We start from the raw sequence: 22,060 nt of genomic DNA, 5'->3' as shown, positions 1-22,060 counted from the left end.
TCACCATGAGGGAAGTGGTAGCATTGCAAATCGGAGCGCACTCCGACTGCGATGATGCAGCCAAACCACTTTCCTCATGGTGAACTTGTCGAACCACGCATAACAGTAATGCAACTATATAATCAAAACTCGAAGTTATTTTGCCAACCAGACATTCGACCAGTTCGATACCGCCCAGCGCGGATTATCCGATACATTCCGCACCGTGTCCCTCGCCACTGTAATGAATGAAAACTCCGCCACATTGATCAGCGGCAGGTCGTCCGCCACTTTCTTTTGAAGCTCTTTGTACAGGCCAGCCCGCTTCGCGCCATCAAGCTCGGAAGCTGCGCTTTTGATAAGCTTGTCGATTTCCGTATTGGCATAGCCATACTGATTGGAGAATGGCACGCCGGAAGGCAAACCGCTTTCAAAAAGGATCGTCGTTGAAATTGCCGGATCAGAACGATAGACCGGCGTTGCGACCGTGATATCGAAATCATGATCAGTATAGACCGCCTTCAGGTGCGCAGGCGTATCATTGCTGACAACCACCGCATCAATGCCGATCTTACCCAGAGCCTGACGAAGGTAATCGCCGAACTGCTTGGTTTCGTTGAAGAATGGCGCTGGAAGCAGTTTCAATTTAAAGCGGTTGCCATCGCTGCCGCGCTTATAGCCAGCCTCGTCCAGCAAAGCTTCAGCCTTTGCCGGATCAAAAGCATAGGTCGCCGTTCCCGGCTCGTAAAAGGTCTGGTCATAGGCAGGAACGGGTCCTGTCGATGATTTGGCAAACCCGAGGAAAATGGTCTTCACGACAAAATCGTGATCAATGGCATGCGCAATGGCTTGGCGCACTTTCACATCCGCCAATTCCTTGCGCCGATGATTGATCTCGACAATCAACTGATAAGTCAGGCCCTCATAGCCGTTCGCATAGACCTTCAGGCCTGAAGATTTTGAGATACGGCCAAGATCAGCAAGGGGAACTGCCGAAAATGCCGCCAGTTGAATTTCCTCTGCCTCCAGCGCATTTCCGGCTGCCGCCCTGTCAGGAAGAAACTGATAGACGATCTCGTCAAGCAGCGGCTCATTCTTTTCCCAATAGGCGTCATTGCGCTTCAGCAGGAAATACTCACCCGGCTTGTATTCGCCAAACTTGAACGGGCCGGTTCCGACCAGCTTCTGATTGGCCGGGTTCTTGGCAATATCCGTGCCTTCATAAACATGCTTCGGTATAACTGATGTTACGACGGGTAGCGCATTGCGGATAAGCTGGAAAGGCGTGGGCTCCGAGAACCTGAAGATCGCAGTATGTTCGTCCGGCGTATCAACGGCCGCCAAATTCTTGAACACGACGCGCCCGAGATTTTGCAGTTTCTTCCAGACCTCGAGGGCAGAAAAAGCAACGTCCGCCGAGGTGAAAGGCTTGCCATCATGCCAGGTCACCCCTTCCCGCAATTTGAACGTCACCGACAGCCCATCTGCAGATCCTTCCCAGGACGTAGCGAGCCGCGGATCAAGCCCGTCCTTTCCCTCGTAGGATTGTTCAGCCAAAGGTTCGATTACCTTGCTGGCGACGAAGAAAACACCATTTGATGCGACGATGGCCGGATTGAGATTGGCAGGCTCGCTATCGCCTGCAACCACAAGCCGACCACCCTTGACAGGCGCATCCTGCGCGAAGGCCAGTTGCGGCGTCAGCATTAGAGCGCCAGCGCTGGCGCTCATCTGGAGAAAGTTACGACGATTCAACAGGATGCGGGACATTGTTGGAATCCTTCAATCAATGGATCGGGACAGAATGGAGCTTAATGCTTCGATTGTCTTGCGAGCAAAGTCGGGTTGCGCAGATGCACCCATATGTGCAATGCGCAAAACTTTTCCTGATGTGTCGCCGCGCCCGAGCGAGAGCAATATACCGTACTCATTCAAAAGCCGGTCGCGCAGTTCCACATCGGTAAAGCCCTCCGGCAGACTGAAAACCGTCGCCGTGGGCGCGCACCATGCCTCTCGTTTCGGCCATAGCGCAATGCCCAGTTCAAGCAACCGCTTGCGGGCGATGGCAGCCGTTTCGGCGTGACGCGCCCAGACGTTTTCCGGCCCCTCTTTGGCATATCGGTCGAGCGCGGCATCCAATGCATAAATTTCGGCAATTGAGGGCGTCACGGGGAAAGTCCTGCCGGGTATTGAAGCATCTTTCCACGCGGCAAGACTGAGAAATGATCCACGCGGAGCATCGCTATTGCGCTCAATTTTTTCCCACCCCCGCTTGCTCACACTGATCAAGCTAAGACCGGGCGTACTACCCAGACATTTGGATGGTGAAGTGATGAAAATATCTGCATGAGCACTCTGCGGGTGCGCGTCCATGCCGCCAAAGGACGATACCGCATCCACAATAAGATAAGCGCCATGCTCGGCAGCTATCGCGCCGATTTCATAAAGCGGATTGAGCGTGCCGGATGGCGTATCGTGATGGCACAGTGAAACCACGGAAATATCGGGCCTTTGGCGAAAAGCATCCCTCACGGCTTGCGGGTCGATAACCTCATCGAAGGGAACCGCCAGTTCAATCACTTCCTTGCCATATCTTGCCGCCCAACCTTCAAATCCCTTGCCATAAACGCCGGATACAAGATTAAGAACCACGTCATCCTTGGCAATCAGAGCAGCAGCGCCGGCCTCAATGCCAAGGATTGCTTCTCCTTGCATGATTACCGGCGCTATATCGGTTCGAAACGCAAGCCGCAGCTTCTCGACAACAGCCGCATAGAACTCTTGAAAGGTTGGATGGTAATCATAAAGAACGGGCGCACCCAGCGCCTTGAGCACTTCCGGGTAAACCGGCACGGGTCCCGTTGTCAGCATCAATGGTGGAACAGAAAGAGGCAATAGCACTTTGGAATTTCATCCCGCATTTTGAACGCTGACGGCTCAGAATATGAACCATATTCCGCAGCCTACCGAAACCCAAGAAAAACCATTCCAATAATCTTGTCACGGATGCAAATCTGTTGTGAAAACCAGAGTTATAATGTTTTCGCAAAAACATTATAACTCGCTTGGCTATTCCAGCGGGATGACATCCACCGATTGTTTGCCCTCCTGCGAGCCGCTTGTCTTCAAAACACCGACAATGGGCGAAACATCGGCATAGTCACGGCCGCAGCCGATCGTAATATGATCATTGCTGGCAGCCATATTGTTGGTCGGATCAAATTCCAGCCAGCCCGCTTCCCGTCCACACCAGGCACGTACCCATGCATGCATGGCGTCAGCGCCTTCAAGCCGTTCCTTGCCCGGCGCCGGTATGGTTCGCAGGAAGCCGCTGACATAGCCAGCCGGAATGCCCAACCCTCGCAAGCCCGCGATCATCACATGGCTGAAATCCTGGCATACACCAGCCTTGAGATCGAAGGCCTGACGAGCATTCGTGCGCACATCCGTGGCTGCACCATCATATTTGAAATCCGCGTGGATTCGACGGTTCAAATCGCTCACCGCTTCCGTAACGGTTCGGGTACTGGTGAGGCTCAACGCAGCATAGGCAGTAATATCCGGATCAATGGCCGCATATTTGCTTGAAGCGAGAAAATGATGCGGCGCGTCAGCCGCTATCGACCACACACTGCGAATTTCTTTCCTCAGCCCTGCAATATCGGGTGAAACATCAAGCATGACCGGAGGGCGCATGACATTGACGCGCGCGGTCATGTTTACGTCAAGCGTCTCGTGCGGATTGCGATAAACGATGGACGTAACCGAATTGGAGAAGAAATCGATGAACTCCGAGCGCTCTGCCGATACGGGATCGAATGACAGACTGGATGCAATAACACGCTGAACACCCGGCAATGTCTGCGGCATGACCCGCACATGATGCCGCCCTGCAGCCGCTGACCGCGCATAATCATAGTGGAGATGAAGGCGGATATTATACAGCATCAGTTCTGGACTCGCTCACGCAAAATACGTCTCGGAAATTGCATCGGCCAAAGCACCAATATCATAGGCGACCTTGTGAAGTGTTTCCGGCATCAATTCATGCGGTTCTGAAATGGCCAGTTGCGTGTGCAATCGCAACACATCCTTGGAGAACATTTGCATGCCCGCCGGTTTATTCCGGCCCATCTCACGCGTTGGCAGCAAGCTGAATTCCGTTTTCAGCGCGTCAAGCTGAAAGATGATCGAACGCGGATTGAGCGGGTCCAGCGCCAGAAGATCCAGAATGCTGATCCGCCCGGAATAAACACTATACTGCCGGCGATGCGTCATCACGCTATCGCCGATCTCCAACAGCATTTCCAGCGAGCCTTCCGCGGCATCATGCCGGGCAAGGCGGGCAAGCATGCTTGCCATCTGGATGCCGCGCTCAATCCTGCGGCCAATTTCGAGAAAGCGCCAGCCGGTAAACCGGTACATGTTTTCGTGGACGAGACCGGAAAATCCGGCAAGCTTGCGCAGGATAATCGTCATGGCGCGGGTGGTGTCATCGCCGGGTGACACCACATCGGAAAAGCGGTGCACGGTCTTTGACAGATCGTGCAGTGCCAGCCAGCCATCGGGCGAAAACCGGTCGCGAATGCGTCCAGCCGAAAGCATCGCGCCGTCGATTGATCGTTGCAAGCCCTTGGGAACCGCCTGATCCAAATCAACGCCAAGTGGTTTGAGGTAGGCGCGCATTTCGGTCAGAAGCGGCAATTCCTGATTGGGTGCCTCGGCAAAGCGCGCATGACAGGCGCGCAGTATGCGTGCGGTTCCTTCGGCGCGCTCAATATAACGGCCCATCCATAGCAGGTTTTCAGCAGCACGCGCAGGAAGGGTTCCCGGCACATTGCGCTGGAAAACATCATCTTCGCGGGGAAGCAGCGTGTCCTTTGCAACCGGCCCCTTGCTGGTGATCCAGACATCCGCCGCCTGCCCGCCGCGCTGCATGGCAATTGCCGCCGTATCGAGCGTAAAGCCGACGCGCGCAAAACCACCTGGCATAAAGCTCCAGCCATCCTTGTGACGCGCCGCAAAGACACGCAGCACAAAGGGTCTGGGTTCCAGCTTGCCATCGACATAGACGGGGGTCGTCGAAAGCTTGACAGCTTCCTGACCGACCAGCCCGCGCCCGTCATTCTGCAATCGGGCAAACAGTTCGCTGCGTGCTTCAGGATCAAGATTTGATCCCAGCACAGTTGCCTGCTCGTCTTCAAATGGCAAACGTGTTGAAAGAGCCGGGCCCACCATCATCTGGTCAAACCGGTCCATGACATGCTTGCGCTCTTTTTCCTGCCCGCACCACCACGTCGCTATGCTTGGCAGCGCCAGATCCCGCTCATGCAGGGCTTTTGAAATGGCTGGTAGGAAAGCCAGCAAGGCGCGGGTTTCAAGAATGCCCGAACCAATCGCATTGACCAGCGAGACAGAGCGTCTGCGCAGGGCACCCACCATGCCCGGCGTACCGATCCACGAATCTGATTTAAGCTCGAGCGGGTCCATATAGGCACCATCCATTCGGCGCCAAAGCACATCAACCGGCTTCAGTCCTGAAACGGTACGCACCATCACCTTGCCCTTGGCAACCGTCAGGTCGTCGCCTTCAAGCAGCATGAAGCCAAGATAGCGGGCGATATAGGCGTGCTCGAAATATGTTTCATTGTTGGGGCCCGGCGTCAGGATCGCAGCACGGGCCTGCGGATCGGTGACCAGCGACTGCATGGAGTCACGGAAATCCTTGAAGAAGCCCGCCAGCCGATGCACATTCATTGAGGCGGAAATATCGGACAGAGCGCGGGTGGTTGCCACACGATTTTCCAGCGCAAATCCTGCGCCCGACGGTGCCTGTGTCCGGTCGCCCAGCACCCACCATTGGCCATTTGGAGCGCGACCCAATTCAAAAGCACAAAAATGCAGGAAGCGTCCGCTTGCCGGTTTTATACCGGCCACCGGGTGCAGAAATTCCGGGTTCGATGCAATCAGGTCAGGCGGCAGCACGCCATCGCGTACAAGCTTTCCTTCGCCATAAATGTCGGAAACGATATCTTCAAGCAGATCGGCGCGCTGGGTCAAACCAGCGGTAATCGTATCCCAATCTTCCTGATTGATAAGCAGGGGAATATGGGCAAGCGGCCATTGGCGTTCCTGCGTGCCCGTCTCGTCATAGATGCGGTAGAATACGCCAGCATCCAGCAGATATTGATTGGCGCGCGCAAAACGTGTCGCCAATTTTTCCGGGCCGATTTCATCCAGCGCATGCAGCAGCGTTTCCCAGCCGGGCCGAACGGCACCCGCAGGATCAATCATTTCGTCGGCAATTCCCGGCAAGGGCTTGTAGCCCGCCAGCAGGCTGGGAATTATGGGTGCCTTGGTTTTATTCACTTGCGACATCATCAATCTATAGGGTGTTTCATATCCGCTGCATACTTATTGTGCGTGGTTCGACAAGCTCACCATGAGGAAGGTTGAGGATTGCATTGAGTAGTTCTACGATCTCACAGCTACCTATGAAGCCAAACCACCTTACTCATGGTGAGCTTGTCGAACCACGCACAACTCAACCACGCGGCCTTCTTAAATCCAGCGTCATCGGGAATTCCGGCGATGCCTGTTCTTTTCGCAGCTCATAGGCTCCAGCCGTGTGGCCGCGGGGCTCGAACCGCGCGAGCCTGCGCGCCTCCGCTTCATTGGAGTTAACCGGGAATGTGTCGTAGCTGCGTCCGCCCGGATGGGCGACATGATAGGTGCAGCCTGCGATAGCCCGTCCCGACCATTGATCATAAATGTCAAATACCAGCGGGGCGTTGACCGGGATCATCGGATGCAGGCCAGAGCGCGGCTGCCAAGCCTTGTAGCGAACGCCTGCAACAGCAACACCATTGGTCTCAGTCATTTTCAGCGGCACTTCGCGGCCATTGCAGGCAACGCTGTAACGCGCGGCATTATAGCCTTCGACCCTCACCTGCAAACGCTCGACAGAGCTGTCAACAAAACGCACCGTGCCACCAATAGCGCCCTGTTCGCCCATCACATGCCAAGGCTCAAGCGCTTGCCGCAATTCCAGTCTGACGCCTTCATTGACGATTTCACCGCAGAAGGGAAAGCGGAACTCCAATTGCGCCTCAAACCATTCCGGCCGGAAATCAAATCCGTTCTGACGCAGGTCGGCCAGCACATCGAGAAAGTCCGCCCAGACGAAAGCCGGCAGCATGAAGCGGTCATGCAATGTCGTACCCCAACGCACGAAGCTGCCTTCGATCGGGTTGTTCCAGAAGCGGGCAATCAATGCCCGAACCAGCAATTGTTGTGCGAGACTCATGCGGGCATTGGGCGGCATTTCGAAACCGCGAAATTCGACGAGGCCAAGCCGCCCGGTTGGACCATCTGGCGAGAAAAGCTTGTCGATGCAAATTTCCGAACGATGCGTATTGCCTGTCACATCCACTAAAAGGTTGCGGAACAGCCTGTCCACCAGCCAAGGCAAAGGCGGTGTTCCACGCCCTGGCAGAGGCACCTGCGCCATGGCGATTTCCAGTTCGTAAAGACTGTCGTGCCGCGCCTCATCAAAACGCGGCGCCTGACTGGTCGGGCCAACGAACATGCCTGAAAACAGATAGGACAAGGATGGATGTCTCTGCCAATGCAAAACCAGACTTTTCAGAAGATCCGGACGGCGCAAAAACGGGCTGTCATTGGGTGTTTCGCCGCCAACCACCACATGATTGCCGCCGCCAGTGCCCGTATGCCGCCCGTCAATCATGAATTTATCAGCGCCAAGCCTTGTCTGGCGAGCTTCCTCATAAATCGTCTCGGTTGTTGCCACGCATTCGCGCCAGTTCGAAGCCGGATGGATATTTACTTCAATCACGCCAGGGTCGGGAGCAACGCGTATCACGCTGATGCGCGGGTCCTGCGGCGGTCCGTAACCTTCGATATGAACCGGCAAGCCGAGTTTGGCGGCAGCAGCTTCCGCCGCCCCGACAAGTTCAAGATAGTCCTCAAGCGCCTCAACCGGCGGCATGAACACGCTCAACCGGCCATCGCGCGGTTCAACCGAAATGGCTGTACGCACCGCGCCGCCAATCTCTCCCAGTTCCTGCTCCACACGCTCTTGGGCATTGCCTTCAGCGGCGGTGAACGAAGCAACCGCTTGCGGCTCGTCTCTCACATCAATGCCGGTTAATGCCGGCGAATCCGGCAAAGGACCCCGCTCTACGGAAGGGTCAACCGGCACGATGAAGGGAAACTCGGAAGGCGGCACATGTGGCAGAGCGCCCAGCGGCAGGCGGTAACCGACAGGAGAGTCGCCCGGAACCAGAAAGAGCTTGCCGCGCCGCGTAGTCCATTTTTCACTGCGCCAGCGCGGACCTTGCGCGGCCTGGCTGTTCCAGCGCTGCACCGGCAATACAAATCCTGTTGGCTCTGTTAGTCCCCGTTCGAAAACACGCGCCATGCGGCTGCGCTCTTCCGGGTCTTTCAGCATGGAGTTTGAGGGGTCAACATTCTCCGGCAAATTGCCTTCTTTGACGATCCATTCTGCGGGGTCCTCATAGGCGGCGGCAACCATATCGTCTTCAACGCCCAATTCGCCAGCCATCTCCACCAGCAGTTTGCCGGCATCGTCCGGTTTGACATCCGCCTTGCTGTTTTCCGCGGCGATAAGATCAGGATTGACCCAGATGGGCTGGCCGTCTTTTCGCCAATAGAGTGAGAACGTCCAGCGCGGCAGGCTCTCCCCCGGATACCATTTTCCCTGCCCGTAATGCAGAAATCCGCCCGGCGCGAAACGATCACGCAAGCGCCGGATCAGCTTGTCAGCTTTTTCCCGCTTGGTTGGGCCAACGGCATCGGTGTTCCATTCGCCGGATTCAAAATCGTCAATTGAAACGAATGTCGGCTCGCCGCCCATGGTCAGGCGAACATCCCGTTCCTTGAGCAGCGCATCGACTTTGTTGCCAAGCGCATCGAGCGCGTCCCACGATTCATCGGAAAATGGCTTGGTAATGCGTGGATGCTCCGAGACGCGCGTTACCCGCATGTCAAAACCGAATTCGACATTGGCCGGTTCAGCCATGCCTGAAATCGGTGCAGCATTGCGATAATGAGGTGTTGCGGCCAGCGGGACATGACTTTCGCCAGTCAGCAACCCCGATGTCGGATCAAGGCCAATCCAACCGGCACCCGGCAAGTAGACCTCGCACCAGGCATGTAGATCAGTAAAATCCGTCGTTGTCCCGGCAGGCCCATCCAGCGCCACCAGATCGGGCTTTAACTGGATAAGGTAGCCGGAAACAAAACGCGCCGCCAAGCCAAGATGACGCAAGGTCTGGACGAGAAGCCAGCTGGTATCACGGCACGAACCTGTACGGACATTCAACGTGGTTTCCGGTTCTTGGACACCGGTTTCCATGCGGATAACATAACCAATCTCGCGCTGGATGCGTGCATTAAGGTCCACGACGAAATTGACTGTATTGGTGCTTGAGCGATCAATCGTTGCCAGAAAATCCGACAGAAGCGGCCCAATCGGCTCCGGCTTCATATATAAGGAAAGATCGTCGCGTATATCTTCAGGGTAAGCGAAGGGCCAGATTTCCCCGGCAGGTTCGACGAAGAAATCAAACGGATTATAGACGGTCATATCGGCAATGAGATCGACTTCGATCTTGAGCTCCGTGACGGGCTCAGGAAAGACAAAACGGGCCAGAAAATTACCGTAAGGGTCCTGCTGCAAATTGACGAAATGGTTGGACGGACTGACCTTCAACGAGTGGCTCAGCACTTTGGTTCTCGAGTGCGGAGCTGGTTGAAGGCGGATGATCTGCGGCCCGAGCATGATGGGGCGATCATATTTATAGTGAGTCAGGTGATAGACTGCTGCGTGAATTGCCATGTCGCCCCAAAATTCAATAAAACATCGATGTCGCCAAAGGCTACATGCGAAGCCTAGCCTACTCCATCGGCTTGTTCACGCTTAAAAAACTTATTCTGCCATTTATTTTAGCACGTACTGAATCTGCACCTTAAACGGGCTGGCAAAATGGACGACACAACCAAATCCAAGAGAGGGGTAACATAATTTGCATTAGGCTTGCTGCGTGGTTCGACGGGGCTCACCATGAGGGAGGTTATTATTTGCAGGAAGTTACTTCCTGCAAGGTTATCGACCAATGTGCAATCAAACCACATTCCTCATGGTGAGCCCCGTCGAACCACGCAGAAACTCAATGCCAACAAAGGGTAGCTGCTGATTATCACCCTGGAATTGAAAAAGACCCGGACGAGCTGGACACTCACTATCCGGATCTCCATTCATTAAACCAGAAAACGGGAGGTGGGCGAAAGCCTCCCTCTCACTCCTGAGGGAAACATAGCATTCTTCTATTTTTTCCAAGTGCTATCTCTTTTACCCCATTTCATTTTCACTTCGGTTCAACTACTAATCATCGTGATGGTTTCTCCGGCTAGACAATGCTGGAGATGAAAAGGGAACACGGTGAGGCGTACCCAAAAGGGACCGAAACCGTGGCTGCCCCCGCAACTGTAAGCGGTGAGCGACGCCTGATGATGCCACTGATCGCAAGATCGGGAAGGTAAGGCTTTGCCAAGACCCGTGAGCCAGGAGACCTGCCATCATAATTGAAATTCGAACCGGACGGGGTGTGCCGGGAGCGATGCGATGACCTCTGTCCGCATTAGCGGCACCCGAATGCTTTGAATAGCTTCCGGTTCATCGTCTGCGTTCTCTGTCCTCCCCTTGAAAGTTGGCAGGTATGAACGTTTCGCGCATCGTCACTTCGACCCAGCATCATATTATCTACCCTCTCAAACAATCGGCATTGACGATTGTTATAACATTACGCTATCTCCTACCCATGTCGAAGTCCTCAGAATATTTCCACGGCATGGGAGCGCGCCCGTGAGCCATATACAGCTTGATGCAACAGCCGTGAGCTATAAAACCGGAACCCATATTTTGGTTGATGCTGCGTCGGTCGGCATAAGATGTGGCGCAAGGCTCGCTATTATCGGGCCGAATGGCGCTGGAAAATCCACCTTGCTGCGCATGCTGGCCGGGCTGCTGCCACCGACGTCCGGCGGAATAAGCTTCAACGGCAAAATTATCGGTACAATGTCGCCGCTTGAGCGGGCCCGGCAATTTGCCTTTGTCGGCCAGGCCGATGCCCCCGATCAACAGCTTCTTGTCGAGGATTATGTATCTCTTGGCCGCATTCCCCATCTGGGCGTCTTCACACGCACGGTCGACCGGGAAATCGTCGAAGATTCCATGGAGCGCGCGCGGATCAGCCATTTCCGCCGTCGTGCATTGGGTTCATTGTCAGGCGGCGAACGGCAGCGCATGCAATTGGCGCGCGCCCTCGCCCAGCAACCGGCCATCCTGTTTCTTGATGAACCGACCAATCACCTCGATCCAAAGGCGCGCAGCGAACTGCTCCTGCTCGTTGCCGGACTTAATGTCACGACCATTGCCGTTCTGCATGATTTGCCGCTTGTTGCGCCCTTTGCAACCCATGTAGCAGTCATGCACAGCGCTCAGCTTGTAGCGTCAGGCACGCCCGACGAAACGCTGACCCCGCGCATTGTCAGCGATGTATTTGACCTTGATGTGCTGCGCCTCAGGCACCCATCCCGCCAGCGCGACCTTATGGTGTTTGAAGCACCCGAACCGATCCATGACGCCCATTCTCATTCACGGAGCATTTGATGAAAAAATCCCTTTTTGCCCTCGCATTTACTCTTCTGTCTGCGCCTGCCTTTGCTTTCCCTGTAACCGTCGATAGTTGCGGCAAACCTTTGACCTTCGACGCCGCTCCCAAACGTGTCGTCGTCAACGATATCAACATGAGCGAAATGGCTTTCGCGCTTGGCCTGCAATCTTCAATGGTTGGCGTGACCGGAATCACCGGCTGGTACAAGCTCGATGATGCCTTCATCAAGCAGCAGGGTTCCATTCCGGAACTTGCACCAAAAAATCCGACACTCGAGAATATTATCGCCGTGCAGCCTGATTTCTTCTTTGCCGGATGGAATTACGGCATGCGCATCGGCGGCGAAGTTACCCCCGATACACTTGCGCCCTATGGAATCAAAACCCTCGAACTGACCGAGAGCTGCGTCCATCTCGATAAAAACCGCCCTGCCGCTTCCATGGAACTTCTCTATGGCGACATCGAAAAGCTGGGCAAAATTTTCGACAAGGAAGCAGAAGCTGAGAAACTGATTTCCGGCTGGAAGACCCAATTGGCACAGATCAAAAAGAAGGTCGGCACCAACAGCGGTAACCGCGTGTTCCTTTATGATTCCGGTGAAGACAAACCATTCACCGCTGGAAAGTTCGCCATCCCTTCAGCGATGATCAGCGAAGCTGGCGGCGTCAACATCATGGATGACCTGGAATCCAGCTGGGCCACCACCTCTTGGGAAACTGTTGCATCACGCAATCCGCAGTTTCTCGTACTCCTCGATTATCAGGATGATGTTGGATATAAGAAGCTTCTCGATTTCCTGAAGAGCCATCCGGCCATGAAGGAAACCGATGCAGTAAAGAATGAGCGCTTTGTCGCCCTTCGTTATGCGGAACTTACGCCGGGTCCTGCGAATATCGAAGCCATCGAAAAGATTGCCAAGGCAATGCATCCGGAAGCATTCTGAGTGCATTTTCCGGCGGGAACAAAACTGACTTTAGCGGCAAGCACGGTGCTGGTCATCGTGCTTGGGCTCCTTTCCATTGCCTATGGCTCAACATTTATCGCGCTTGGCGACGTGTTGAATGCCTTGGCGCATTTTGCAGGGCTCAGCGATCTGGCCACGACTGTGCCCATAGAAAGAATTATTGTCGACCTGCGTTTGCCCCGCGCCATCCTCGGCCTGTGCGTCGGTGCTGGCCTTGGCATCATTGGCGCAATGTTGCAGACCGTTACCCGCAACGATCTCGCCGACCCCTTCCTGTTTGGTCTTTCCTCGGGGGCTGCTGCTGGCGCGGTATCGGTTATAAGTCTTTTCGGCGATCGCTTCGGCGTATGGACCCTGCCCATTGCTGCGTTCAGCGGTGGCATGCTCGCAGCTATTATCGTTCTGCTGCTGGTGCGCCGCGTACAAGGTCAAGGTCCCGAGCGCATGATCCTTGCTGGCCTTGCCGTATCCTTCATCTTCACGGCGCTTGCCAATTATATGGTGTTTTCCGGCGATCAACGCGCCGCCCATTCGGTATTGTTCTGGACGCTTGGAGGACTGGGAATTGCGCGTTGGGATAATCTGCCGCTGGCATTGATTGGCCTCGCCTCGATCCTCGTCTTCGCGCTTTATAACCACCGCAATCTTGATGCGTTTTTGGCGGGCGAAAACACCGCGGAAAGCCTCGGCGTCAGGGTCAATCGAACTCGGAATATCGTGTTTATTGTTTGTGCCTTTTCAACCGCGATCTTTGTTTCAGTATCGGGCGTTATCGGCTTTGTCGGGTTGATGATTCCCCATATTGCGCGGCGTTTTTCCGGCCAGCTCCATGCCGGACTGATTGTAACTTGCGCGCTTTTCGGAAGCATACTGCTCCTTTCAAGCGACCTCGTCGCAAGACTGCTGCTCGCGCCGCAGGAATTGCCGATTGGCGTCGTCACCAGCTCCATCGGTGCGTTCTTCGTCGTCACCTTGCTGCTGCGCAAAGGATGAGATGATAATTTACTGCAGACCAAAGCCAAATGGCATTTGTTAAGGCATATGCCTGTGCGAGAGGCACTATTCTCGTGACAAACAATCTAAAGGATTTCAGCCGGGTTCCAGGTCTTAAAGCTGAAAACTGGCTATAGTCTGCCCCGAGCGACGAATCCGGGATTGGCAAAATCAGCATCATCCGCCTGATTGCGGCGACCATAGCTCAGCAACTTGCCATCCAGCGTCAGCGTCGTTCCACCAGCGGCGCGAAGCACTGCATCCCCGGCAGCCGTATCCCATTCCATCGTCCGGCTCAGGCGTGGATAAATATCCGCCTCGCCCCGTGCCAACAGGCCGAATTTGATCGACGATCCAACAGAAACACATTCTTCAATATCAAAATCTTCCAGATGCGCATCGGTTTCCGGCGTACGATGAGAGCGGCTGGCAACGGCGATCATCTGCTGCGGTGCCTTGCGGCAGGAAATTTGCCGTGCCGAAACAATGCTGCCCTCATGATCCAGCGTTATTTCCCTCGCGCCATCCGGGCCACCTGTAAACAGCCAGCCACGAACCGGAGCATAGACAACGCCCAAGACCGGAATACCATATTCGATAAGAGCAATATTGACTGTGAAGTCGCCATTGCGATTAACAAACTCGCGCGTTCCGTCCAGCGGATCGACGAGATAAAACCGGTCGCCGAGATCCCCCGGCACATGTCCGCCGGAAATTTCCTCTTCCGCAACAATGGGTATATGCGGCGTTGCCCGGCGCAATGCTTCCAGGATAATTGCTTCAGCCGCATGATCCGCAGCAGTGACTGGCGACTTATCGTCCTTAAGCGCGACGTCGCAACCTTCTTCGTAGATGCGCAGGATTTCGAGGCCGGCTGCAATCGCGGTTTTCTCGAATATGGATAGCAACGATGCGTAGTCGATCGTTGTAGGTACTGGATTTACTGTCACGTTCAGCCCTGCCTAGATCGACCACGAACTATGATCGAAATTGAAGATGATTCCGCGATCAGTGAGCAGCTTTTCCACTTCCGAGGCAAGCTCTTCGGTTGTCCGTCCCACGGTTTTCAGATGAAGCTCCGGATTCTCCGGCACTTCATAAGGCGAATCCACACCGGTGAAATTCTTGATTTCACCGCGCAGGGCCTTCGCATAAAGACCCTTTGGATCTCGCCGCGCGCATTCCTCAAACGGCGTATCAACGTAAACTTCCATGAACTCGCCATCGCCAAGCAATTCGCGGACCATGCGCCGCTCGGCGACAAATGGCGAGATGAACGAGACCAGCACAATCAAACCCGCATCAACCATCAGCTTGGCAACTTCACCAACGCGGCGGATATTCTCCACGCGATCTTCTTCGGTAAATCCGAGGTCACGGTTAAGACCGTGGCGGACATTGTCACCGTCAAGAATATAGGTGTGCTTGCCAAGTGCAGCCAGACGCTTTTCGACAAGGTTGGCGACTGTCGATTTTCCAGAGCCCGACAGGCCGGTAAACCAGACGACCGCAGGTTTTTGATCCTTCTGGTTTGCGCGCGATGCCTTGTCGACATCAAGTGCCTGCCAATGGACATTGGAGGCGCGGCGCAGGGCAAAATCGATCATACCCGCACCGACCGTCGCATTGGTCAGCCGGTCTATCAGAATAAAGGAACCGGTCGAGCGGTTGGATTTATATCCATCGAAAGCAATCGCCTCCTGCGTCGAAATATTGACGACACCAACCTCGTTCAGATCAAGCGATTTGGCCGCTTCCTGCGCGAAACTATTGATATCGACTCGATATTTCAGATCAGTGATGGTTGCCGTTACCTGATCGGTCTCGGTACGCAAAATGTAAGAGCGTCCGGGGATCAATGGCGCTTCGGAAAACCAGACGAGATGCGCGGCAAACTGATCGGCCACTTCGGGGCGATTATCCGGCGAGACCAGCATATTGCCACGGGAAACCTCGACCTCGTCCTCCAGCACAATGGTGACGGCCTGCCCTTCTCCCGCTTGGTCAAGGTCGCCGTCCCACGTCGCAATTCGTTTCACGCGCGAAACTTTGCCGGATTTGGCCACCACAATCTCATCACCCGGCGAGACTGTGCCGGAAGCTATGGTGCCTGAAAATCCGCGAAAATCGAGGTTGGGGCGATTGACGAACTGAACAGGAAAACGGAACGGACGTGTTGCATCGGCATCATCCAGAGCCACATTTTCCAGATGTTGCAGAAGCGACGGGCCTTCATACCAGCCCAAATTTTCCGATGGGCCGATTACATTATCGCCAAAGCGAGCGGATAGCGGAATTGCCTGTATGGTTTTGAATCCGAGTTCGCTTGCAAACTCCTGATATTGTTTGACAATCGTCTCGAATACGTCCTGCGAATAATCAACCAGATCGATCTTGTTGACCGCAAGCACGATGTTGCGGATACCAAGCAGGGACGCGATGAAACTATGCCGCCTTGTTTGACGCAAAATCCCTTGCCGCGCATCGACAAGCACAATAGCCAGGTCTGCCGTGGAGGCGCCTGTTGCCATATTGCGCGTATATTGTTCATGGCCGGGCGTATCTGCAACGATGAACTTACGCTTTGGCGTCGAGAAGAAGCGATAGGCAACGTCGATTGTGATGCCCTGCTCGCGCTCGGCCTCAAGCCCATCGACAAGGAGAGCAAAGTCGATATCTTCGCCATTGGTGCCATGTTTGCGGCTGTCATTTTGCAGCGCTGCAAGCTGGTCCTCGAAGATCAGCTTGGTGTCGTATAAAAGCCGGCCGATGAGCGTTGACTTGCCGTCATCGACAGAGCCGCAGGTCAGGAACCGCAACAGCGACTTCTTTTCCTGCTCTGCCATGTAAGCGCTGATTTCCTCAGCTGCGGATTGTGCAACCGAAGTTTCGATATGGGCCAGCTTACTCATCAGAAATAGCCCTCACGCTTTTTCTTTTCCATCGAACCGGCCTCGTCCCGGTCAATCATGCGCCCTTGGCGCTCTGACGTCCGCGAGATCAGCATTTCGCTGACAATTTCGGGAAGCGTTGCCGCTTCGGATTCAACTGCGCCCGTCAGCGGGTAACAGCCAAGCGTGCGAAAGCGCACCCTTTTCTCCTGCAATACCTCGCCCGGCAAGAGCTGCATGCGCTCATCATCGCGCATGATCAGCATTCCGTCACGCTCGACAACGGGGCGCTTGGCGGCAAAATACAGCGGAACAATCGGGATATTCTCCTGCATGATATATTGCCAGACATCCAGTTCGGTCCAGTTGGAGATAGGAAACACACGGATCGACTCGCCTTTGGCAACGCGCGTATTGTAAATTTTCCACATTTCAGGACGCTGGTTTTTCGGGTCCCAGGAATGCTGTGCATTGCGAAATGAGAAAATACGCTCCTTGGCGCGGGCCTTTTCCTCGTCGCGCCGTGCACCGCCAAAGGCTGCGTCAAATCCGTATTTATCGAGAGCCTGACGCAGGGCGACGGTCTTCATGATATGGGTATGCGTGTTTGATCCATGCACGAAAGGACTGATGCCCTGCTCAATGCCTTCCTGATTGCTGTGAACGCGCAGATCAAATCCGAGACGATCAGCCTCTGAATCACGAAACGCGATCATCTCCTTGAATTTCCACGTACTATCCACATGGAGAAACGGAAAGGGCGGCTTGGCGGGATAAAAGGCCTTCATCGCCAGATGCAGCATAACGGATGAATCTTTGCCGATGGAGTACATCATCACCGGATTGGCAAATGTAGCGGCAACCTCACGAAAAATATGGATCGCTTCGGCTTCAAGACGCTGCAAATGCGTCAAATTCTTGGTCATGAAAGTCATTACCCACTCATGTCGCCAGGCATCATACCTGTAACAAATATCGCCTGATCCCAAACGCAGTTCAACACGTTTGGTCAGCGACCGCAAACATAGTGTAGCGCCCTGCCTTAGGGAAAGGATAGTTTCTCAGGCCAACCCAAATCCGCGCCAATTTGTTGCCTCGATCCGTTGATTATCAGAACATATTTCCACTCTTCCAATTGCGCGCCGTCAGCATGTTTTAAAACAACCCATCCCTAGAAAATAAATCCTTTGGGAATCGATCTGCAATTGCAGAGCGCGTAATTGACGAATGCAGCGCCCCGCCCTAGATGAGCAGATGATAAAGGGGCCGTTCGCATGGATATTTGCACATTCTGGTATGGGCCGCGATTGCGCGAAGTCGATCGTGTCTGCCTCGCTTCGATGGCCATGACCGGTCAACGGGTCAAACTCTATGCTTTCGAAGAGATCGAGAACCTGCCAAAATCCATCGAGTTGCACGATGCTTCCGAGATATTGAGCAAGGACTATTTTTTCCGGCTTGATCCCGACTTTCCCGATATCCCCAAATATACGCGTGTCATAGGCCAGTTCAGCGATCTGTTTCGCGTCACCTTGATGAAAAAACAGCAAGGCCTGTGGCTCGACACCGATATCTATCTGACCAAACAATTCCACCCCTCGCCCGATCGTCCTTATCTGGCCCGCGAAAACTTCACCCGCCTAGGTGTTTCGGCCATGTATCTGCCGCCGGACAATCCGGTTATCAGGGAATTCGACGCCTATCTGGAAAGCACGCGGATCGTGCCGCCTTGGCTGGGTTTTCGCCGCCGTGTCCTGCGCCCGGCATGGTTTCGGCTAACCGGCCAAAAGGTTTCGCCAGCAATGGTGGGCATTACTGTTTTCGCCAATGACGGCATTTCCCGGCTGGCTAAGCGCTATGGGTTTTTCAAAGATGGCGCCCCAAAAGAAAACTTCTATTATTGGACGGGACGGGATGCGCTACGCATTTACGATCCGGCCTTTGGCCTGGAACCGTTGAAGCATCCTGATTTCATTGGCTTCCATATCCACAAGAAGGGCCCATCAAACGAACCACCGCTCGAAGGCAGTTTCTATCATTGGGCGGTTGAGCGCGTGCAGCATCTTTTGTGAATATTGTTCTGGAGCTCAGGAGCCAATTTGCTCCCCCTCAGCTTAAAACTTGCAGGCAATGCTTTTGCACCACCGCCAGCAGTTTCAGGGCCATGCCGCTGGGCCGCTTCGCACCGCTTTCCCACTTTTGGATGGTTGATTCGCTGGTATTCAGATAGCTGGCGACCTCAAATACATAAAATATGCGTGCGCTAAAATCTGATCTCGAACTGGAGATCAATCAAAAGGTGCTGCTGAAATTCACAATTATGGTTTGGCTGGGGCGGGAGGGTTCGAACCTCCGAATGACGGTATCAAAAACCGTTGCCTTACCACTTGGCGACGCCCCAACATGTCTGCATCGGATGCGAAATCCTCATGCGACAGCGCGGCTTATAACCGTTGGTTTCAGCTTGTGCAACGTGAATGATCGGCCAGTTTGTCTCATCCCACAATTGTTTCGGCATTATTTTCATGACAAGGGTGCTGTATTGCACATATGACCGGGGATCAGCATTGACCATTATCATAATTCCATTTTTATCCGTCGCCATAGCGAGCGCAATTCTGCTCTGGGCTGCCATGCGGATGCTGCCGTCAAATTTTCTGGGCGCAACAATTACTGATCGATCGAATCACACCCAACCGGCGCGCCAGCTCGGCGGTCTTGCCCTTGTTCCTGCCATACTGGTTTCGCTTTGGGTTTTTGGGGCTGAGGCAGGCCTTCCGTTGCATTTCCTTATATCGGCCAGCCTTGGAGCCACAGTTTTATGGATCGTCGGCTTCCTGGACGACCGTCATCATCTGCCTGAATCCATACGTCTGGCGGCACAATTGATTGCGTCCGTGATTGCTGTTTATGGATTGGGCGATAATTTCCGCCTGCTGCCGGATTTATTGCCGTTTCTGGTGGAGCGGGCCTTGCTGGTCGCGGCTCTGGTCTATTTCATCAACATTACCAATTTTATGGATGGTATAGACCTGATGGTTGTTGCAGGACTTGGCGTCCCGCTAGCCCTGATTGCCGGTTTCTCTTTATTTGGTCTGGTGAACTTCGGAACTGGCAGTCTCGCTATGTCCATTGCGGGTGGATTGGCCGGATTTTTCTTTTTCAATCGCCCGAAAGCAACGATATTTCTGGGCGATTCGGGCAGTCTTCCAATCGGCCTGCTCAGCGGCATCACTTTCTTCATGGTCGCTCGCGAAATGACGATTTGGGCCGGGCTGATATTGCCGCTTTTCTTCATCGCCGATGCAACATCAACCCTGTTTATGCGATTGGCCGCGGGCGAAAATATTCTCAATGCCCACTCAAAGCACGCCTATCAAATTGCCAAACGTTCGGGGTGGTCTGTCTGGCTGATCATTTTGAGCGTGGTGGCGCTCAACTTCATCTTGGCAGCCTGTGCACTATTCACCATGCAGTCAGGCTGGCGCCAAGTGCTTGCCATCATCATAGCGCTTGCTGCCGTGACCCTGCTGCTCAGACGGCTAAGGTCAGGCAAACCGTAATCGAGGCGATCTTCAGGAAGCTGCGATCGTATACAGCAATTTCCTGATGCCCTCCGCATCCTGCTTTTCTATCAGGCTGCGCAACTCATCAATTGAGCCGGGCAGATGATCCAGCCCGTTAACGCGGCGCTGTGCCCGCAAAATTTTTGGGTGACGCGTCGCCGAAACACCTTGCGGATCGTAGAACAGTTCCTCGTGCAGCTTCTCGCCATCGCGAATACCGACGGTGACAATCTCGATATCTCCATCGGGATTATCAGCGTCTTTGACGGACAAGCCTGCAAGAAGAACCATGTTTTCGGCCAGATCGCGGATGCGTACGGCTTCGCCCATTTCAAGCATCAAGATATCGCCGCCACTCGAGAGAGCACCGGCCTGGATGATGAGTTCCGCAGCTTCGCGCACCGACATGAAATAACGGGTCATATCATCATGAGTCAGCGTGATAGGCCCGCCGCCTGAAATCTGCTCGCGGAACAATGGTACAACCGATCCGCTCGATCCGATGACATTGCCAAAGCGGACGGAAGCGAACACCTGGCCGGTATTTTCCGCCTGCGCCTGATTACCGTAATAGCGAACAATCAATTCCGCCCAGCGCTTTGTGGCCCCCATCACGTTGGAGGGCCGCACCGCTTTGTCAGAAGAAATAAGCACGAAATTACGAACACCTGCTTCGCACGAATTTCTGGCCAGAACCTCCGTGCCGATGACGTTGTTGCGTGCACCTTCGACAGTGTTTTCTTCTACAAGCGGCACATGCTTGTAGGCAGCGCAGTGATATACATTTTCTACCCTATGCTCAGCCAGAACCCTGCGGATCAGGATCGCATCGCTGATTGATCCGAGCACCGGTACAACGACGCAATCGCTGATTGCATTCAGCTCGCGCTGCAATTGGTAGATACTGTGTTCATTGACATCGAATATGACAAGTTTCGCGGGTGCAAGCTTCACAATCGTGCGGCAAAGCTCAGAACCGATGGAACCGCCGGCACCCGTGACGAGCACGACACGGCCTTCCACGGTCTTGTCGAGCAGTTCAGGATCAGCGGGAACCGGCGAGCGGCCAAGCAGATCGTCAATATCAATATCGCGCAGATTGCTGACAATATACTTTCCTGCGGTAAGATCGGAAATTGCCGGAAGAATGCGCACTTTCACATCGAGCGCCTTGAGACGGCCGACAAGTCTGCGCCGCTCGATTCCGGTAAGCGCGGAGGTCGTGACGATCATCTCCTTGATGCCGAAATTCTCAACGAGATATTCAATTTTCGCCGGTGGATAAACACGTATTCCGAGGATATCCATGCCCTGCAAGCTTTTATCATCGTCGATGAAACCGGCGACAAATACGTCCTTTTGCGAGCGCAAGGCATTGGCCAATTGCCGCCCTGCATCACCAGCACCAAAGATAACGCATTGGCGTTCCAGAAATTTTTCGCCTAAGGGGCTCCATAGAAGCCATTTGGCGGCAAAACGGCTGCCACAAATGATTGCAACCCCCAGAACCCAATAAAGGAAGGGTATGGCACGCGGGACACCTGCGGCACCCGTCATCTGCGTGAGGAATGCCAGACAGACCCAGATAATGACCGAGATGGTCACCGCTTGAATCATCGTCCAGATCGCCTTGTCGGGCAGATAGCGGATGACAGCGCGGTACAGGCCGAAGCGGATGAATATGGGCAATGCGATGAGAGGAGCAGAGATCATGAGCATGATCTGTTCGCCGTTTGGCATAAAAACTACACTGAACCTCAGCAAATAGCTAAGCCAAACCGCAAATGTCAGTGCAACCATGTCGAAAATGACAAGCAGGGACTGCTTGTAACGACGCGGCATCATGGAGATGCTTTGCCGGAATGTTTCCAAATCTTTATTCCTCGGTATTCGCAATTGCCAGAGCAGTAGCATAGGCCATTATAATTGCAATCTTTGTGTTAAGTGCCT

Annotated in this window: 14 protein-coding genes, 1 tRNA gene, 1 pseudogene and 1 riboswitch; of the genes and pseudogenes, 5 read left to right on the top strand and 11 right to left on the bottom strand. The window is 54.1% G+C overall.

Translation table 11 applies throughout. The features are described from left to right. Positions 1 to 135: 135 nt before the first annotated feature. The 5 genes from AC6CHM_RS11475 to AC6CHM_RS11455 all read right to left on the bottom strand — a co-directional run bounded on the left by AC6CHM_RS11475 (position 136) and on the right by AC6CHM_RS11455 (position 9,859). Positions 136 to 1,749, bottom strand: a complete 1,614-nt coding sequence (locus AC6CHM_RS11475) for an ABC transporter substrate-binding protein (protein WP_498173233.1) — start codon at positions 1,747 to 1,749, stop codon at positions 136 to 138. Between the two features lie 12 nt (positions 1,750 to 1,761). Continuing rightward, positions 1,762 to 2,880 (bottom strand): pyridoxamine--pyruvate transaminase, encoded by a 1,119-nt coding sequence (ppaT, locus tag AC6CHM_RS11470; protein WP_498173232.1) that lies wholly within the window; start codon positions 2,878 to 2,880, stop codon positions 1,762 to 1,764. Between the two features lie 168 nt (positions 2,881 to 3,048). Then, on the bottom strand, positions 3,049 to 3,927 hold the full coding sequence (locus AC6CHM_RS11465) for a transglutaminase family protein (RefSeq protein WP_115052019.1): 879 nt from the start codon (positions 3,925 to 3,927) through the stop codon (positions 3,049 to 3,051). 15 nt (positions 3,928 to 3,942) lie between these two features. Further along, a complete protein-coding gene (locus AC6CHM_RS11460; RefSeq protein ID WP_498173312.1) occupies positions 3,943 to 6,357 on the bottom strand; it encodes a circularly permuted type 2 ATP-grasp protein in 2,415 nt (804 codons plus the stop codon). Positions 6,358 to 6,523: 166 nt separating this feature from the next. Beyond that, a complete protein-coding gene (locus tag AC6CHM_RS11455; RefSeq protein ID WP_498173231.1) occupies positions 6,524 to 9,859 on the bottom strand; it encodes a transglutaminase family protein in 3,336 nt (1,111 codons plus the stop codon). Between the two features lie 542 nt (positions 9,860 to 10,401). Further along, positions 10,402 to 10,615, top strand: a riboswitch (cobalamin riboswitch). A gap of 270 nt (positions 10,616 to 10,885) precedes the next feature. On the opposite strand from AC6CHM_RS11455, the gene AC6CHM_RS11450 reads away from it, so the two are divergent. Genes AC6CHM_RS11450 through AC6CHM_RS11440 form a run of 3 tightly spaced genes read left to right on the top strand, consistent with a single transcriptional unit; the run spans position 10,886 to position 13,653 of the window. Then, positions 10,886 to 11,692 carry an ABC transporter ATP-binding protein gene (locus AC6CHM_RS11450; RefSeq protein WP_498173229.1) on the top strand — a complete coding sequence of 269 codons (807 nt, stop codon included), beginning with the start codon at positions 10,886 to 10,888 and terminating at the stop codon, positions 11,690 to 11,692. Beyond that, the gene (locus AC6CHM_RS11445) at positions 11,692 to 12,639 is read left to right on the top strand and encodes an ABC transporter substrate-binding protein (protein ID WP_498173227.1); all 948 of its coding nucleotides are present in this window, start codon (positions 11,692 to 11,694) and stop codon (positions 12,637 to 12,639) included. The genes AC6CHM_RS11450 and AC6CHM_RS11445 overlap by 1 nt, the downstream gene beginning before the upstream one ends. Then, positions 12,640 to 13,653: a FecCD family ABC transporter permease gene (locus tag AC6CHM_RS11440; protein WP_498173225.1), complete on the top strand. Its 1,014-nt coding sequence runs from the start codon at positions 12,640 to 12,642 to the stop codon at positions 13,651 to 13,653. A gap of 131 nt (positions 13,654 to 13,784) precedes the next feature. Here the strand turns inward: AC6CHM_RS11440 and cysQ are convergent, their stop codons facing one another. Genes cysQ through cysD form a run of 3 tightly spaced genes read right to left on the bottom strand, consistent with a single transcriptional unit; the run spans position 13,785 to position 17,470 of the window. After that, positions 13,785 to 14,603, bottom strand: coding sequence for a 3'(2'),5'-bisphosphate nucleotidase CysQ (cysQ, locus tag AC6CHM_RS11435; protein WP_115052028.1), 819 nt, complete (start codon positions 14,601 to 14,603; stop codon positions 13,785 to 13,787). A gap of 12 nt (positions 14,604 to 14,615) precedes the next feature. Next, the gene (gene cysN / locus AC6CHM_RS11430) at positions 14,616 to 16,565 is read right to left on the bottom strand and encodes a sulfate adenylyltransferase subunit CysN (protein WP_337353715.1); all 1,950 of its coding nucleotides are present in this window, start codon (positions 16,563 to 16,565) and stop codon (positions 14,616 to 14,618) included. Then, positions 16,565 to 17,470: a sulfate adenylyltransferase subunit CysD gene (gene cysD / locus AC6CHM_RS11425; RefSeq protein ID WP_498173311.1), complete on the bottom strand. Its 906-nt coding sequence runs from the start codon at positions 17,468 to 17,470 to the stop codon at positions 16,565 to 16,567. Before cysD ends, cysN begins: the two co-directional genes overlap by 1 nt. A gap of 348 nt (positions 17,471 to 17,818) precedes the next feature. On the opposite strand from cysD, the gene AC6CHM_RS11420 reads away from it, so the two are divergent. Then, complete coding sequence (locus AC6CHM_RS11420) at positions 17,819 to 18,616, top strand: glycosyltransferase family 32 protein (RefSeq protein ID WP_336440796.1); 798 nt, start codon at positions 17,819 to 17,821, stop codon at positions 18,614 to 18,616. 37 nt (positions 18,617 to 18,653) lie between these two features. Here AC6CHM_RS11420 and AC6CHM_RS11415 read toward each other — a convergent pair. Beyond that, a pseudogene (locus tag AC6CHM_RS11415) lies at positions 18,654 to 18,779 on the bottom strand (helix-turn-helix domain-containing protein); the annotation flags it as partial. Between the two features lie 91 nt (positions 18,780 to 18,870). Next, positions 18,871 to 18,945, bottom strand: a tRNA-Gln gene (locus tag AC6CHM_RS11410). A 166-nt stretch (positions 18,946 to 19,111) separates the two neighbouring features. Here AC6CHM_RS11410 and AC6CHM_RS11405 point away from each other — a divergent pair. Beyond that, positions 19,112 to 20,107: an MraY family glycosyltransferase gene (locus AC6CHM_RS11405; protein WP_498173223.1), complete on the top strand. Its 996-nt coding sequence runs from the start codon at positions 19,112 to 19,114 to the stop codon at positions 20,105 to 20,107. A 12-nt stretch (positions 20,108 to 20,119) separates the two neighbouring features. On the opposite strand, the gene AC6CHM_RS11400 is transcribed toward AC6CHM_RS11405, so the two are convergent. Then, on the bottom strand, positions 20,120 to 21,955 hold the full coding sequence (locus AC6CHM_RS11400; protein ID WP_498173309.1) for a polysaccharide biosynthesis protein: 1,836 nt from the start codon (positions 21,953 to 21,955) through the stop codon (positions 20,120 to 20,122). Positions 21,956 to 22,060 lie beyond the last annotated feature (105 nt).

This window comes from Phyllobacterium sp. GQ127 (assembly GCF_059758635.1).
Note: the sequence above shows the minus strand (reverse complement) of the source record. Positions and strands in the feature narration are given on the sequence as shown.